Origin of the sequence: Arthrobacter sp. W4I7 (assembly GCF_030816215.1) — a bacterium.
Lineage (GTDB): Bacteria > Actinomycetota > Actinomycetes > Actinomycetales > Micrococcaceae > Arthrobacter > Arthrobacter siccitolerans_A.
Window position 1 is genome coordinate 1,307,502 of record NZ_JAUSXU010000001.1, and the last position, 14,143, is coordinate 1,321,644.

13 protein-coding genes are annotated in these 14,143 nt (G+C 66.3%); 5 read left to right on the forward strand and 8 right to left on the reverse strand.

Translation table 11 applies throughout. From position 1 onward, the window contains the following. Positions 1 to 30: 30 nt before the first annotated feature. Positions 31 to 663 carry an O-methyltransferase gene (locus tag QF047_RS06065; RefSeq protein ID WP_306634585.1) on the reverse strand — a complete coding sequence of 211 codons (633 nt, stop codon included), beginning with the start codon at positions 661 to 663 and terminating at the stop codon, positions 31 to 33. Between the two features lie 230 nt (positions 664 to 893). Here QF047_RS06065 and sigE point away from each other — a divergent pair, with 230 nt between their 5' ends. From sigE to QF047_RS06080, 3 genes are all read left to right on the forward strand, one after another. Further along, positions 894 to 1,508, forward strand: a complete 615-nt coding sequence (sigE, locus tag QF047_RS06070) for an RNA polymerase sigma factor SigE (RefSeq protein ID WP_306634584.1) — start codon at positions 894 to 896, stop codon at positions 1,506 to 1,508. 7 nt (positions 1,509 to 1,515) lie between these two features. Beyond that, positions 1,516 to 2,379 carry an anti-sigma factor gene (locus QF047_RS06075; protein WP_307274866.1) on the forward strand — a complete coding sequence of 288 codons (864 nt, stop codon included), beginning with the start codon at positions 1,516 to 1,518 and terminating at the stop codon, positions 2,377 to 2,379. Between the two features lie 69 nt (positions 2,380 to 2,448). After that, on the forward strand, positions 2,449 to 2,862 hold the full coding sequence (locus tag QF047_RS06080) for a Sec-independent protein translocase TatB (RefSeq protein ID WP_306634581.1): 414 nt from the start codon (positions 2,449 to 2,451) through the stop codon (positions 2,860 to 2,862). A 31-nt stretch (positions 2,863 to 2,893) separates the two neighbouring features. On the opposite strand, the gene QF047_RS06085 is transcribed toward QF047_RS06080, so the two are convergent. The 3 genes from QF047_RS06085 to QF047_RS06095 are packed head-to-tail and all read right to left on the reverse strand — an operon-like array spanning position 2,894 to position 5,993. Beyond that, complete coding sequence (locus tag QF047_RS06085) at positions 2,894 to 4,033, reverse strand: Mrp/NBP35 family ATP-binding protein (protein WP_307274869.1); 1,140 nt, start codon at positions 4,031 to 4,033, stop codon at positions 2,894 to 2,896. Then, positions 4,034 to 4,726: a DUF1003 domain-containing protein gene (locus QF047_RS06090; protein WP_373427022.1), complete on the reverse strand. Its 693-nt coding sequence runs from the start codon at positions 4,724 to 4,726 to the stop codon at positions 4,034 to 4,036. Further along, entirely contained in the window at positions 4,710 to 5,993 is a 1,284-nt protein-coding gene (locus QF047_RS06095; protein WP_306634577.1) for a magnesium transporter MgtE N-terminal domain-containing protein, read from the reverse strand. Before QF047_RS06095 ends, QF047_RS06090 begins: the two co-directional genes overlap by 17 nt. A gap of 77 nt (positions 5,994 to 6,070) precedes the next feature. Between QF047_RS06095 and QF047_RS06100 the strand changes: the two genes are divergently transcribed. After that, positions 6,071 to 7,057 carry a general stress protein gene (locus QF047_RS06100; protein WP_307274873.1) on the forward strand — a complete coding sequence of 329 codons (987 nt, stop codon included), beginning with the start codon at positions 6,071 to 6,073 and terminating at the stop codon, positions 7,055 to 7,057. Between the two features lie 72 nt (positions 7,058 to 7,129). On the opposite strand, the gene QF047_RS06105 is transcribed toward QF047_RS06100, so the two are convergent. Then, entirely contained in the window at positions 7,130 to 8,710 is a 1,581-nt protein-coding gene (locus tag QF047_RS06105; RefSeq protein WP_307274875.1) for an aminopeptidase P family protein, read from the reverse strand. Positions 8,711 to 8,790: 80 nt separating this feature from the next. On the opposite strand from QF047_RS06105, the gene QF047_RS06110 reads away from it, so the two are divergent. Further along, positions 8,791 to 9,639 carry a PHP domain-containing protein gene (locus QF047_RS06110; RefSeq protein WP_306634574.1) on the forward strand — a complete coding sequence of 283 codons (849 nt, stop codon included), beginning with the start codon at positions 8,791 to 8,793 and terminating at the stop codon, positions 9,637 to 9,639. Between the two features lie 65 nt (positions 9,640 to 9,704). Here QF047_RS06110 and QF047_RS06115 read toward each other — a convergent pair whose 3' ends face one another. The 3 genes from QF047_RS06115 to QF047_RS06125 all read right to left on the reverse strand — a co-directional run bounded on the left by QF047_RS06115 (position 9,705) and on the right by QF047_RS06125 (position 14,087). Beyond that, a complete protein-coding gene (locus QF047_RS06115; protein ID WP_306634572.1) occupies positions 9,705 to 10,577 on the reverse strand; it encodes a site-specific DNA-methyltransferase in 873 nt (290 codons plus the stop codon). An 8-nt stretch (positions 10,578 to 10,585) separates the two neighbouring features. Then, positions 10,586 to 12,283, reverse strand: coding sequence for a DEAD/DEAH box helicase (locus QF047_RS06120; protein WP_307274879.1), 1,698 nt, complete (start codon positions 12,281 to 12,283; stop codon positions 10,586 to 10,588). Between the two features lie 289 nt (positions 12,284 to 12,572). Beyond that, the gene (locus tag QF047_RS06125) at positions 12,573 to 14,087 is read right to left on the reverse strand and encodes an RNB domain-containing ribonuclease (protein ID WP_307274881.1); all 1,515 of its coding nucleotides are present in this window, start codon (positions 14,085 to 14,087) and stop codon (positions 12,573 to 12,575) included. Between the last annotated feature and the right edge of the window lie 56 nt (positions 14,088 to 14,143).

Genomic DNA, 14,143 nt, shown 5'->3' on the forward strand with positions numbered 1-14,143 from the left:
CCGCAGCCTGGAAAGGCTGCGGACCCTGTCTTATTTTTTGACTGCTACCAGCAGGCCGTCGCCGGTGGGAAGCATGGCCGAAGCCAGCCTCTCGTCGTCGCGGATGTTCTTTCCCACCTGGCGGAGGACCACCGTGGTGGCTTCGCGGCCGGCAGGGTTGGCTACCTTGTCCTTGTCCAGCGCGTCATTGATGATCAGCAGTCCGGCGGGCTTCAGGAGCCGGATGGCCTGCTCCACGTAGCCGGGAAGTCCGGGCTTGTCGGCGTCAATGAAAACGAGGTCGTAGGCGCCGTCCGTGAGCCGCGGCAGTACGTCGCCCGCCCGCCCGGAGATGGTGCGGGTCCGGTTGGCCGGGCTGCCGGCTTCGGAGAAAGCTTCGCGGGCGGCCTTGAGGTGTTCAACGTCCACGTCGATGGTGGTGAGGACGGCGTGCGGGCCGAGGCCCCGGAGCAGGCAGACACCCGAGACGCCGGCTCCGGTGCCTATTTCGACGGCGGTCTGGGCTTTGGAGGCCGCTGCCAGTACGGTGAGGACGGCTCCCACGCCGGGCCCGATGGGGGTCACGCCGAGTTCGAAGGAGCGCTCCCGGGCCCGAAGCATAACCTCATCCTCAGCGGGCAGATCTTCTGCATAGGACCAGCTGATGGACTTGTCGGCGCTCATGGATATTCGCTTTCTGGGCGGCAGGGGGGAGTATCCTCTACAGCCTACTGTGTCCGGTGCCGGCAGCCGGGAAGGCGGGCTGTTGCGCCTACGGCTGAAGTTTTCCGGCAGTCAGGAAATTCCCAGCCAAGTTTGAAATGATTATTATCCGCTCATCCATAGGGTGGTCGGCGCCGAATCAGAGATGTCAACAGTATCCGGGCGTTAGCATTCCATGAGGGGAGTGGACGATGTCATCATCAGTTGTGGCACCTGTCCCTGCAGCAAATAATGCCGAGGCCGAGTGGGTCCGTCCCACTTGGGAAGAAGTGGTGACCAACCACTCCGCCAAGGTTTACCGGCTGGCCTACCGCCTGACGGGAAACAAGTTCGACGCCGAGGACCTCACCCAGGAGGTGTTCGTCCGCGTCTTCCGGTCGTTGGAAAACTTCAAGCCCGGAACGCTGGACGGCTGGCTGCACCGCATTACCACCAACCTTTTCCTGGACCAGGCGCGCCGCAAAACCCGCATCCGGTTCGATGCCCTGGCCGAGGATGCCGAGTCGAGGATCCCCGGGCGCGAACCCGGACCGGAACAGAGTTTTGAGCTGAACAACCTCGACCTCGACGTCCAGGCCGCGCTTGAGGAACTCCCGCCGGACTTCCGGGCGGCCGTGGTTCTGTGCGACCTTGAAGGTCTGTCCTACGACGAAGTGGCGGAGGCCCTGGGCGTCAAGCTCGGTACGGTCCGCTCGCGGATCCACCGTGGCCGGACCATGCTCCGCGAGAAGCTGGCCCACCGCGACCCGCGTCCGCAGCAGTCCAGGCCCAAGCTGTCGCTGCCGCGCATCGCCGGGATCCTCTGAACGGCGCATGAGGCCCCAGTTACCGCTCGGACGCAGGCATCAGCGCACCGCCAGCCACCTCCAGTCGTGCCACGAATGCGCCTTGGCCGTGCGCCGGGAACGCCAGTACCTCGAGCGGCTGCGGGATGCCCCCATCCCGCCGGCGAGCGATGACCTGACCGCCCGGCTCCTCGCCAGGACCCAGGAGCTCGCTGACCGGCCTCCGCATCCCTACCCCCAACGCCAGGCACCCCGGGCCGCGGTCCGTATCCTGGCGATGTCCGCCGGCGGCACCGTTGCAGCCGCCGGTGTTCTTGCGGCCGGCGCCTTTGCAGTTGCCGGGGACCCTGCCCAGGCAGGTGGTCCGCCAGCGGCCGCCACCCTCGCCCATGTTTCCTCCCAGACGCCGGCAGACGGCAGGTCACTGAGTGCGGAGCGGTTGTCTTCCCTGCGTTCCGAGGGTTGGATATGCCCGGAGCTTGAAGCGATGGGCTTCCACCTTGAGTCCGCGAGGGCCCTTGTGATTGAGGGCGGGCCCGCCGTTGAGCTGAAACTTTCCGACGGGACGCACTATGCCACCCTCACGGAACGCCATACTGCCGGGCCGGAAGCGGACGCGGCCGTTGCCGCCGGCGGCGAGCGGTTGCAGGTCCGTGCTTCCTCGCCATGGTCTGCCACCTACCGGGTGCCGGACCGGACTTTCACCTATGAGTCCAACCTGCCGGCGGAACAGGCGGACGACGCCGTACCCATACTGAGGCTTCTCAGCGAGCACGCGGCGGCGGGCATTTCCGCCGAAGCCGTGGACGGGCCGCCGACGCAGGGCGGGGAGCCGGTAGCGGCCAGGCTGCAACGCGGACTGAACAAGATCGTGGCCCTGTTTATCCAGTAGTGCGGACTGTTTCCGCCACCCACAGACGGGAATCGTCACTGGCAGCCCGGAGAGGGTAATCTTCCTAAAGTGTTTGGAATCAACGGCCCGGAGTTCTTTCTTCTGCTGATCATTGGCGTCCTCGTGATCGGCCCCCAGCGGCTGCCCGAATACACGCAGAAACTCGCCAACCTGGTCAAGGAAGTCCGCCGGATGGCCTCCGGGGCGCGGGAACAGATCAAGGAAGAAGTGGGGATCGACATCGACGATGTCGACTGGAAGAAGTACGATCCCCGCCAGTACGATCCCCGGCGCATCATCAAAGAAGCGCTGCTCGACGACGACACCAAGCCCGTCAGCTCCGGTGCGCCTGCAGCCGTGGCCGCTGTCGCCGGTGCGGCTGCCGTCGCGGGGGCTGGCACTGCGGCTCCGCAGCGGCCGGAACGCGTGCTGCAGTCGCTCCCGCCTGGGGAAGCCGCGCCTTACGATACGGAAGCCACCTAGCCAACCGGCCCGCGGCTGCTGACCAGACAGGTCAGCGGGGCTGCAGCCCCAGCTTCAGTCCGGCCAGACCCCGCGGCTTGGCAGCCAGCCGGGCGGCAATCCCTGAAAGCGCTTCGGCCGCAGGCGTCCCGGCCTGGGCCAGCACGATCGGATTCCCGGTATCGCCGCCCTCCCGCAGCTTGATATCCAGTGGGATCTGCCCCAGCAGCGGAACGTCCTCGCCTACGGTTGCCGTCAGCCTCTCCGCGAGCACCGCCCCGCCGCCGCTTCCGAACAAATCCATCCGGCCGCCGTCGGGCATTTCCAGATACGACATGTTCTCGATCACGCCGGCCACCTTCTGCCCCGTCTGGGTGGCGATGGCGCCCGCCCGCTCCGCGACATCCGCCGCGGCAGCCTGCGGCGTGGTGACCACCAGGATCTCGGCCTTGGGCAGCAGCTGCGCCACGGAGATGGCAATGTCTCCGGTGCCGGGCGGCAGGTCCAGGAACAGGGCGTCCAGGTCGCCGAAGTACACATCGGTCAGGAACTGCTCCAGCGCCCGGTGCAGCATGGGCCCGCGCCAGGCCACCGGTTGGTTGCCGCTGACGAACATGCCGATGGATATCACCTTCACGCCGTAAGCCACCGGCGGCAGGATCATGTCGTCCACCCGGGTGGGCGCCTGGGTGATCCCCATCAGTGCCGGAACGGAGAAGCCGTAAACGTCGGCGTCAACGATCCCCACCCGCAGCCCCTGCGCGGCCAGGGCACAGGCGAGGTTGACGGTCACGGAGGACTTTCCCACGCCGCCCTTGCCGCTGGCCACTGCGTAGACCTTGGTCAGCGAGTCCGGCTGGTTGAAGGGGATTCCGCGCTGTCCGCCGGCGCCGCGGAGCAGTTCCTTGAGGGCGTCACGCTGTTCCTGGCTCATCACCTTGAGGTCAACGTCGACGGCGGCCACTCCGGGAACTGCCAGCAGCGCCTTGGTGGCGTCGGCAGTGATGGTGTCCCTCAGGGGGCAGCCCGCGATGGTGAGCAGGACCGTGAGGGTGACCAGGCCGTCGTCAGAAATTCCTACTGACTCCACCATGCCCAGTTCCGTGATGGGACGGCGGAGCTCGGGATCGATGACGGTGGCCAGGGCGGCGTTGACTGCCTCGGGGGAGGGACTGGCGGGAGGTGCGCTCAATTAACGTTCCTGGGTTGAATGGCCCGGTTTGACCCGGGGAATCTGCTGGGTGCGGGGGTTCCGCTGCCGCTCGCGCTGTTCCTTGAGTTTTTCCCTGACCTTGTCCCGCGGGGACTCGTGTTGCCCCTGCCCGGTTGAATCATGGGAACGAAGCTCTTCCTGGGCTTCCAGCATGTCTTCCAGGAGCGAGCGCAGCTCGGCGCGGACGTAGTCCCTGGTTGCCACCTCACGGAGGGCGATCCGCAGCGACGCCAGTTCCCGGGTCAGGTACTCCGTGTCAGAGAGGTTGCGTTCGGCGCGCTGGCGGTCCTGCTGCAGTGACACGCGGTCGCGGTCGTCCTGGCGGTTTTGCGCGAGCAGCAGCAGGGGCGCCGCGTAGGACGCCTGCAGGGACAGCATCAGGGTCAGCAGGGTGAAGCCGAGGTCGCGTGAGTCGAACTGCCATTCCAGCGGTGCCCAGGTATTCCAGGCAAGCCAGATGACGACGAACACCGTCATGTAGACCAGGAACTGCGGCGTGCCCATGAACCGGGCAAACCCCTCAGTGGCGTGGCCAAACGCGTCCGGGTCCGGGGAGAACTTGGGGAGGATCCGCTGGCGGCCGCTCAGCGGTGTGTCGAGGCTGCCGGCGGTCTTGGGGGAGGGACGCTGTACGGGGCCTTTTGGAGCACTGATGTCAGCCAATACGGCCACCGAGCCTTCTTATCGGGGCTTCACCGTCATGGGCGCGCCAGTCATCGGGCAACAGGTGATCCAGAACGTCATCCACGGTCACCGCCCCCACAAGCCGGCCGGAGTCGTTGACCACCGGAAGGGAGTTCAGGTTGTAGGTGGCCAGGGTCCGTGCCACTTCACTGATGTGTGCCTGGTCGGACAGGGGCTCCAGGTTTTTGTCCACGAGGTTGCCGAGCGACTCGAAGGGCGGGAAGCGGAGGAGCTGCTGGATGTGGACTACGCCCAGGAACCGGCCGGTGGGCGTCTCCAGCGGGGGCCGGGCAATAAAGATGGAGGAAGCAAGCGCGGGAGAAAGTTCCTCGCGCCGCACATGCGCAAGGGCCTCGGCAACCGTGGCCTCGGGCGGCAGGATCACCGGCACGGGCGTCATCAGGCCGCCGGCGGTGTCCTCGTCGTATTCCAAGAGGCGCCGGACGTCCTCTGCACCCTCGGGCTCCATCAGCTGGAGCAGTTCTTCGGCCTGGGCGGAAGGGAGTTCGCCCAGGAGGTCGGCGGCGTCGTCGGGGTCCATCTCCTCCAACACGTCGGCGGCACGCTGCACGTCCAGGGCGGAGAGGATCTCCACCTGGTCGTCCTCCGGAAGCTCCTGCAGGACGTCGGCCAGCCGTTCGTCCTGGAGCTCGCTGGCCACCTCGAAACGGCGTTTATCGCTCATCTCCTGGAGCGCTTCAGCGAAGTCGGCAGGCTTGAGGTCCTCATGGTTTGCCACGAACTGGGTGGCGGCCTGCGGCTCCGTACGGGGGCCCTGCAGGGCGTCGGCCCAGTCGATGATCAGGGTTTCGTTGCGGCGCAGCCGGCTCAGCGGCGAGAGCGAGTGGCCCCGCCGGACAAAAAGCTTGCTGACGAACCAGTCGTGGGAGCGGCTCTGGTCCATGGCGATGTCCTCGATGGTGGCATCGCCGCTGCCGTCCCGGAGGGTGACGCGCCGGTCGAACATCTCGGCCACCACCAGCGTTTCGGCGCCGCGCTGTTCAAAGCGGCGCAGATTGACCAGGCCGGTGCAGATGACCTGCGTCTGGTCAATGGAGGTAATCCGCGTCATGGGCACAAAGACGCGCTTCTTCCCGGGGACTTCCACCACGATGCCCACCACGTGCGGGGCTCCCTGGGTGCCGCGGGAGAGCACAACGACATCGCGCAGCCGGCCCAGCCGGTCGCCCAGCGGGTCGAAGACGTCGAGTCCCAGCAGGCGCGCCACGAAGACGCGGGTAGGTGTTGTGCTCACTCCTACAGGCTACCGAGTCTGCTCTCTTTTAGCTGAATTTACAGGCGGCACACATGCTCATGGGCAAGAATGGGACTATGGCAAACATATTTGGTGCTCCCAAGGCCGGCGGCCCCAACGGCATGGACGAAGCCAGGGCCGTTCCCACCGGCGACACCGTCGGCTCCTACACCTCTTACCTGGATGCCCAGAAGGCGGTGGACTACCTCGCGGACCAGCAGTTCCCCGTGCAGCTGGTGTCCATCGTGGGCAACGAACTGAAGATGGTGGAGCGGGTTACGGGGCGCCTGAGCTACCCCCGGGTTGCCCTGTCCGGTGCGTTGAGCGGCATGTGGTTCGGCCTGTTCGTGGGCGTGATGCTCTCCTTCTTCGCACCGTCACCGGGGTACTTCTCCATCCTGACATCCGTGCTGATGGGTGCTGCGTTCTTTATGCTCTTTGGCATCGTCACCTACGCGATGCAGCGGGGAAAGCGCGACTTCACCTCCACCAGCCAGGTGGTGGCCACCAGCTATGACGTCATCGTGGCGCCCGAGGCCGCGCACGAGGCCCGCAGGCTCCTGCAGCAGCTGCCCATGACGCGCTCGGACGCTGCCGCCGGTAACGGTCCTTACACGCAGCGGGATTATCACAACCAGCCCTACCAGCAGCCGGGCCAAGGGCCTGCCCGCCCCTCCGGCTGGAACGATCCGTACGGCCAGTCGTCCGCTGAGTCCGCGCAGGAGAGCCCGGCCTATGGTGCGTCGGTAGAACAGCCGCACGACGACGGCCCGCAGCAGACTTCCCCCGCGCCGTCACGGGCAGTGCGTTACCCGGACCTGCCCGACGGCCGGCCCCAGTACGGCGTCCGGCTTCCGGAAAGCGGTCCTGACGCGGATGCGCAGGCCGGTCCGCAGCAGCCTGCCGCCCAGTATCCGGAAGGCCAGCGGCTTCACGGCCAGCACCTTGCCGGCCCGGCCGACGGCGGGGAGCCGGCGGACCAGCGGCCCGCGGACGAGCAGCGCCCGGTCGACGAACAGCGTCCGGTCGACGAACGGCGCCAGTCAGGCGATCCGCGGCAGTAGCCGTTCTCCCGGCACAAAAAAGCGGGGCCACCGGATGATTTCCGGTGGCCCCGCTTTCGTTTTCTGCAGTTCCTAGTGGGTGCCGTCCGCTTCGCGGTAGATGCCGGCCATCCAGTTCTCCACGTCGTCGGCTTTGCGCGGCAGGGCAGCGCTCAGGTTGACCGGGCCTTCGGCGGTCATCAGGATGTCGTCCTCGATCCTTACTCCGATGCCGCGGTATTCAGCGGGGATCGCAAGGTCCTCTTCCTTGAAGTACAGGCCCGGTTCGATGGTGAAGACCATGCCCTCGGTGAGGACGCCGTCCAGGTAGAGCTCCCGTTTGGCCTGGGCGCAATCGTGGACGTCAAGGCCCAGATGGTGGCTCGTACCGTGCGGCATCCACCGGCGGTGCTGCTGCCCCTCCGGGCTGATGGCCTCCTCCACGCTGACGGGCAGCAGTCCCCACTCAGCGAGCCGCTCGGCCAACACAGTGGTGGCAGCGGTGTGGATGTCGCGGAATTTTGTACCGGGCTGTGCCGCGGCGAATCCGGCGTCTGCGGCGTCCAGGACGGCCTCGTAGACCTTGCGCTGGACGTCGCTGAACACGCCGGTGGCCGGCAGGGTCCGCGTGATGTCGGCGGTGTAGAGCGAGTCGGCTTCCACCCCGGCGTCCAGCAGCAGCAGCTCGCCGGCATTGATCCTGCCGGTGTTGCGGGTCCAGTGCAGGACGGTCGCGTTGTTGCCCGAGGCAGCGATGGTGTCATAGCCCAGTTCGTTGCCCACCTCGCGGGCGCGGGCGAAGAAAGCCCCTTCCACTACCCGTTCCCCACGGGCATGCGTGAGCGCGCGGGGGAGGGCCTTCACCACCTCTTCGAAACCTTCCACCGTGGCGGCCACGGCGAGCTCCATCTGCTCGATCTCCCACCCGTCCTTGAGCAGGCGCAGCTCGGAGAGGGCTTCGCTGAGCTTCTCGTCCAGGGCATCGAGGACGCCGAGGTCCAGGTTGTCCGGGTCCTTGGCGGTGTTGTACCGGGCAGTGTCCACCAGGGCATCAATGTTCTCGTCCACCTTGCGGACCAGGCGGATGGAGATGCCGCCGATCTCGGGGGCACCCACATCCTTGGTGATGGCAGCTTCGAGCTGGTCGATGTGGGCCGTGGCCAGGCCCAGGCGGGCCTCGAACTCGGCCAGCGTGGGGCGCGCCCCGATCCAGAACTCGCCGGATCGCGAATCGGCATAGAACTGTTCGGTATCGCGCCCGGCCAGAGGGCGGAAGTACAGCGTGGCACGGTGGTTCGCGCCGTCGTCGCCCTTTCCTTCCCCAACAGGCTCGAGGATCAGGACGGCGTCCGGCTCATGGTCAAGGCCCAGGCCGGTGAGGTGGGCAAAGCCTGAGTGGGGGCGGAAGCGGTAATCGCAGTCGTTGGAGCGGACTTTCAAGGGTCCGGCCGGGATGACCAGGCGTTCGCCTTTGAACTGGTCGGAGATGGCCTTGCGCCGGGTCGCGGCGTAAGTGGCCACCGCGTCGCGGGCCGGGAGTTCCTGGCTGGACGGCGCCCAGTTGCTGGCCATAAAGGCCTTGAAGGCGTCGGAACTGGGCCGCTGGGAGCGGTTGTTGACGCGCTCGTCCAGGGGCTGGGAAGCAGAATCGGGGGTGTTATCGGCATCGTTCACGGCACCATCGTCTCACCAGCATGAAGGCTTGTGCGAATACCTGCATGAACAGGTGAGGCGCTGTCTACTAGGCTGGGGAGGTGAGGATTGACCTGCATGCCCACTCCAACGTTTCCGACGGCACGGAAAAACCTGCCGACGTGATGGCGTCCGCCGCGCGTGCAGGGCTGGACGTGGTGGCACTGACCGACCATGACTCTACCGCGGGCTGGGCGGAGGCCGCCGCTGCTGCAGTAGAGCACGGTGTTGCCCTGGTGCCCGGCATGGAGGTTTCCTGCCGGACCGAGCAGGGGATCAGCGTCCACCTCCTGAGTTACCTGCATGACCCCGAACATGCGGGGCTGCTGGAGGAAATCACCAAGGCCAAGGATGCCCGGCACACCCGTGCCGAGCGAATGGTCAGCCTGCTGGCGGAGGACTACCCACTGACTTGGGACGACGTCATCCACCATGTGGCGCCCGGAGCCACGCTGGGCCGCCCCCACATCGCCGACGCACTCGTGGCCGCCGGCGTGGTGGAGGACCGCTCAGAGGCATTTGCCTCCATCCTCACCTCGCGGTCCCGCTACTTCATCCAGCATTACGCGCCGGACCCGGCCACCGCCGTCGAACTGGTCCGCGCTGCCGGCGGCGTCCCAGTGTTCGCCCACCCGGTGGCGTCGTCCCGTGGCCGGATCGTGGGCGAGCGGGTCTACCAGGAGATGATCGACGCCGGGCTGGCCGGCCTGGAGATCAACCACCGCGACAACCCGGAGGAAGGCCGCGGGTTCCTGCGCCGCCTCGCCGCCAAGCATGACCTGCTGATCACCGGGTCCTCCGACTATCACGGGACCGGCAAACCAAACCTGCTTGGCGAAAACATGACCGCCCCTGAGGTCCTGGCCCGGATTGAGGAACTCGGGACCGGGACCGCCGTCGTCCGCCCCTGACCCCGCCCTCAACCAGGTAGCGCCAGCCAGGCGTTTTGAACCCTCAAAACGAGACTTGGCGCTACCTAGCTAGGCGGGAAGGACGTGAACTCGGCGTGCGCACCCAAACGCTTGGCCATAATGTCGATCGCAGGCTGGTTCTGGTCCACGCACACAAACTTCCGGCCGAGCTTCGCGGAGACGGCCCCCAGCGTTCCTGAACCGGCGAAGAAGTCCAGGCACCAGTCGCCGGGCCGGCTGGAGGCTGCCACGACCCGGCGGACCAGCCCCTCCGGCTTCTGCGTTGGGTAGCCGGTTTTTTCCTTGCCCGTGGGGGAGACGATGGTGTGCCACCAGACGTCCGTGGGCAGCTTGCCCAGTTCGCGTTTGGCAGGGGTGACAAGCCCGGGCGCCATGTAGGGTTCCCGGTCCACCTCTGCGCTGTCGAAGTGGTATTTCGCCGGGTTTTTGACGTACACGAGGATGTTGTCGTGCTTGGTGGGCCAGCGGTTCTTGGCCCGGGCCCCGTAGTCGTAGGCCCAGATGATCTCGTTCAAAAAGCACTCGCGGCCGAAGATCGCATCCAGCATCACCTTGGCATAGTGCACCTCGCGGTAGTCCAGGTGCAGGTACAGCGTTCCGTCTTCGGCCAGCAGGCGCCACGCCTCAACGAGCCGCGGCTCAAGGAAGGACCAGTAGTCGCTGAAAGCGTCGTCGTAGCGGTGCAGTGCGCCCTTGATGGTGTCGTAGGAGCGCCCTTTGAATCCGAAGCGGTCCCCTGTGCCCTCCGCGTTGGCCACCATGGTGGTCTGCTGGCGCTGCTGGGGCCGGCCGGTATTAAACGGCGGATCCACGTATATGAGTGTGAAGGCGCCGTCCGGCAGCGAGGGGAGGAACTCCGCGTTGTCCGCGTGAACCACCAGGCTGCTGCCGTCCGGCGCCCAGACGGTGTCAGTCATGAAGGGTATTAGGCCTCGGTGCTGCCAGGCTGCGCGGTATTTTCGCCGGCCACTACCTCGCCGTTGCGGCGGCGGGTCCGTGTGCGGGGGCGCCGTGTACGCGAGGGCTGTTCCGTGTCGGTCGTTGCCGGGGTTTCGCTGGCAGCGGCAGGGTTTTCGGCTGCGTCGGACGTACGACGGCGGCGCTCACCGGAGCGGCTTGTGTCGCCCCCGGTGCGTCCGCCTTCGCGGTTTCCGCCCCGGCCTTCGCGGCCCCAGTTGTCCCGTTCGCGGTTGTCCCGTTCACGGGGACGTCCGCCGTCGCGGCCGCTGCGGGTGTTTTTCTTGCCGGTCTCGCCCAGGTCTTCAAGGACCTCGGCGTCAACCCCGGCAAGGGTGCGCTTGTCGCGCGGCAAACGGCCCTTGGTTCCCTCGGGGATGTCCAGGTCCTCGTAGAGGTGCGGCGAGGACGAGTACGTTTCAATGGGTTCAGGCACGCTCAGGCCCAACGCCTTGTTGATCAAGCCCCAGCGCGGCATGTCGTCCCAGTCCACGAAGGTGACGGCAGTGCCCTTGTTGCCGGCGCGGCCGGTACGGCCTACGCGGTGCAGGTAGATCTTCTCGTCTTCCACGCACTGGTAGTTGATGACGTGGGTGACGTCCTCGACGTCGATGCCGCGGGCAGCGACGTCGGTTGCCACGAGGACGTCCACCTTGTTGTTGCGGAAGGCCCGGAGAGCCTGCTCGCGGGCGCCCTGGCCCAGGTCGCCATGGATGGCGGCGGCAGCGAACCCGCGGTCCACCAGCTCCTCGGCCACCTTGGCGGCGGTGCGCTTGGTCTTGGTGAAGATGATGGTGCGTCCGCGGCCCCTGGCCTGGAGGATGCGGGCCACCACCTCGATCTTGTCCATGCTGTGGGCACGGTAGATCAGCTGGCGGATATCGCGCTTGGTCAGGCCTTCATCCTCCGGATCCGCTGCGCGGATGTGGGTGGGCTGCGTCATGTAGCGGCGGGCCATGGCGATGACGGGACCGGGCATGGTGGCGGAGAACAGCAGGGTCTGGCGCACCGCCGGCGTCGCGGCGATGAGGGTTTCGACGTCCGGCAGGAAGCCCAGGTCAAGCATCTCGTCCGCTTCGTCCAGGATGACGATCTTGACGTTCTTCAGGCTCAGGTGCTTCTGCTTGAAGAGGTCGATGAGGCGGCCCGGGGTGCCCACCACAACCTCCACGCCATTCTTCAGGGCTTCCACCTGGGGCTCATACGCGCGGCCGCCATAGATGGTGGCGATGCGGGCGTTCCGCTTGCGGGAGGCGGTTTGCAGGTCATTGGCCACCTGCACCGCGAGTTCGCGGGTGGGGACGATGACCAGGGCCTGCGGCGCGCCGGGGACCGCGAGCTTTTCGTAGCCGGGATCGTCCTGGCCCACTACCCGCTGGAGGGCGGGGATGCCGAATCCAAGGGTCTTGCCGGTGCCGGTCTTGGCCTGGCCGATGATGTCGTGGCCGGACAGCGCCACCGGCAGGGTCATGGCCTGGATGGGGAAAGGGTGGGTGATTCCGGCGTCGGCCAGGGATTCCACGATGTCGGCGCGCACGTTGTAGTCCGCGAAGGATTTTTCCGCAATCTCGTGGGGCTTCTCGTCCGAGATGATGGTCTCTTCCGGCTCGATGGTCTCGGTGCCGGACTCGTCGGTCAGAAGCTGGTGGGTATGCAATTCACTCACTGGGGAGTTTCCTTATTCATTTGGGCATTGGCGCTGCCTGCTCAACGGGCCTGCCGTCAGGCGGTTCCGGAGCACGCTCGGGCGCACAAGCAATTCCAGTGGAAGCCGATCGCGGGCTATCTAAATGCTGGCACTGGTGACCAACGGGTAAATCTCAAGATCGCGTAGGGGCGGGCTTGTTGGTTTCAAATCAAGGAAATCAACGACCGGGCATCCATTTCTACACCTTCAGTCTAGCGGCAGGGAGCCCAAATACCGGCTTTGGCTCTTCCAGGGAACTTTGCCGCCGCTACTGCACCAGCTCGAAATGGACTTCGCGTGTTGCGATATCCGACGAAAGAAGGCGCACCCGGACCTTGGTTCCGGGCTCCAGTTCACCGGCACAGCGGGCGGTCACGGCGGGGTCCCTGATCTGGATGATCCCTGAACCGCCGTTGCCGTTGCCGTTCTTCCCGGTCCCGTTCCCGTTGCCGTTTCCGTTTTTGCCGTTTCCGTTTTTGCCGTTTTCTTTTTGCGGCTTCGACCCGGAAATAACAATTGCTTCGAACTCCTGGCCCACGTGGTTGACCAGCAGCGCAGCCTCCACCGTGTCCAGGGCCATCCGCTCCATCCGCGACGCCAGCTGGTCCGAACCGGCCATGATCTCCGGCAGGGTTGGCAGCGCTTCCCGCGCCCAGCCCGGCACCTTCCCGCCGTTGCTCAAGGCCTCGCAGATGACCAGGACAAAGCGGTCAACCAGGCGTCGCAACGGAGCAGTGGTGTGCGCGTAGGCGGCACCGATGGCGGACTGGACGGCCTCTTCCGGCACGGAACCGTCAAAGGCTGTGTAGGCGGCGCCGCGGAACAGCATGCCGGCGGAGTGCATGATGGACAGCTGGCGGGGATCGGTGGGGTCCAGGCTCCGCAGGTATTCCCCGTAGTTGACTTCGCCGTCCCAGGGCTTGCCCAGGGCTTCGGTCTGCAGCCGGAAATGGTTCAGGGAGCGCTCGTCCGGGGACGGCATGGTGCGCAGGATGCCCACCTTTCCCGTGAGCATGAGGCGGGCGGCCGTCATTCCCGTCAGCAACGAGATCTGCGCGTTCCAGTCCTCCACGGGAAGCTGGGGAGCGGCGTCAATCCGGTAGCCGCCGTCGGGCAGTTGGACGATCTCCTGATCGGGCATGTTCAGGCTGGCGCCCCCGCGGGCCCGCTCCAGCTCCACACGCTTGAGCCCCACCTCTTTGAGGAGCCGCAGCACCGGCGGGGCGGTCCCGGCGTCGAGTTGGGCCTGCGCGCCCTTGTAGCTGAGCTTGGCCCGGCTGCGGATACGTGCCCGCCGGACGGCGGCAGACGTGACCTCGGCGGCACCGTCGAGCCGGAAATCCCAGACGAACGCAGAGCAGTCCTGGTCAGGAAGGAGGCTGCCGGCCTGCTCACTGATGATTTCCGGATGCAGCGGGATCCGTCCGTCCGGGGCATAGAACGTCTGCCCGCGGCGGCGTGTTTCCGCGTCCAAAGGTCCGCCGGGGGTCACGAACGCCGGCACATCCGCGATGGCGTAAAGCACGTGGTACCCGTCGGCGTCGGGCTCTATGAACAAAGCCTGGTCCAGGTCGGTGGAGGACGCAGGATCGATAGTGACGAACTCGACGGCGGTCAGGTCGTAGGCGGGAAGCTGCAGGGCTTCCACGGCTGCTTTGGCGTCCGCCACGGCCTCGTCCGGGTACGGGCCGGGCAGCTCCAGCTCGGCGCGCAGCGCACCAAGTGCCGCCTCGAGCGCGTTTTTGTGCTCGTGGACGTTGGGAGCCAGCCGATGGTGTGACACGAAAATCAGCCTAACTCGAATTCCCGCCATAATGCAGGCATCCTGGCCGGGAGCGG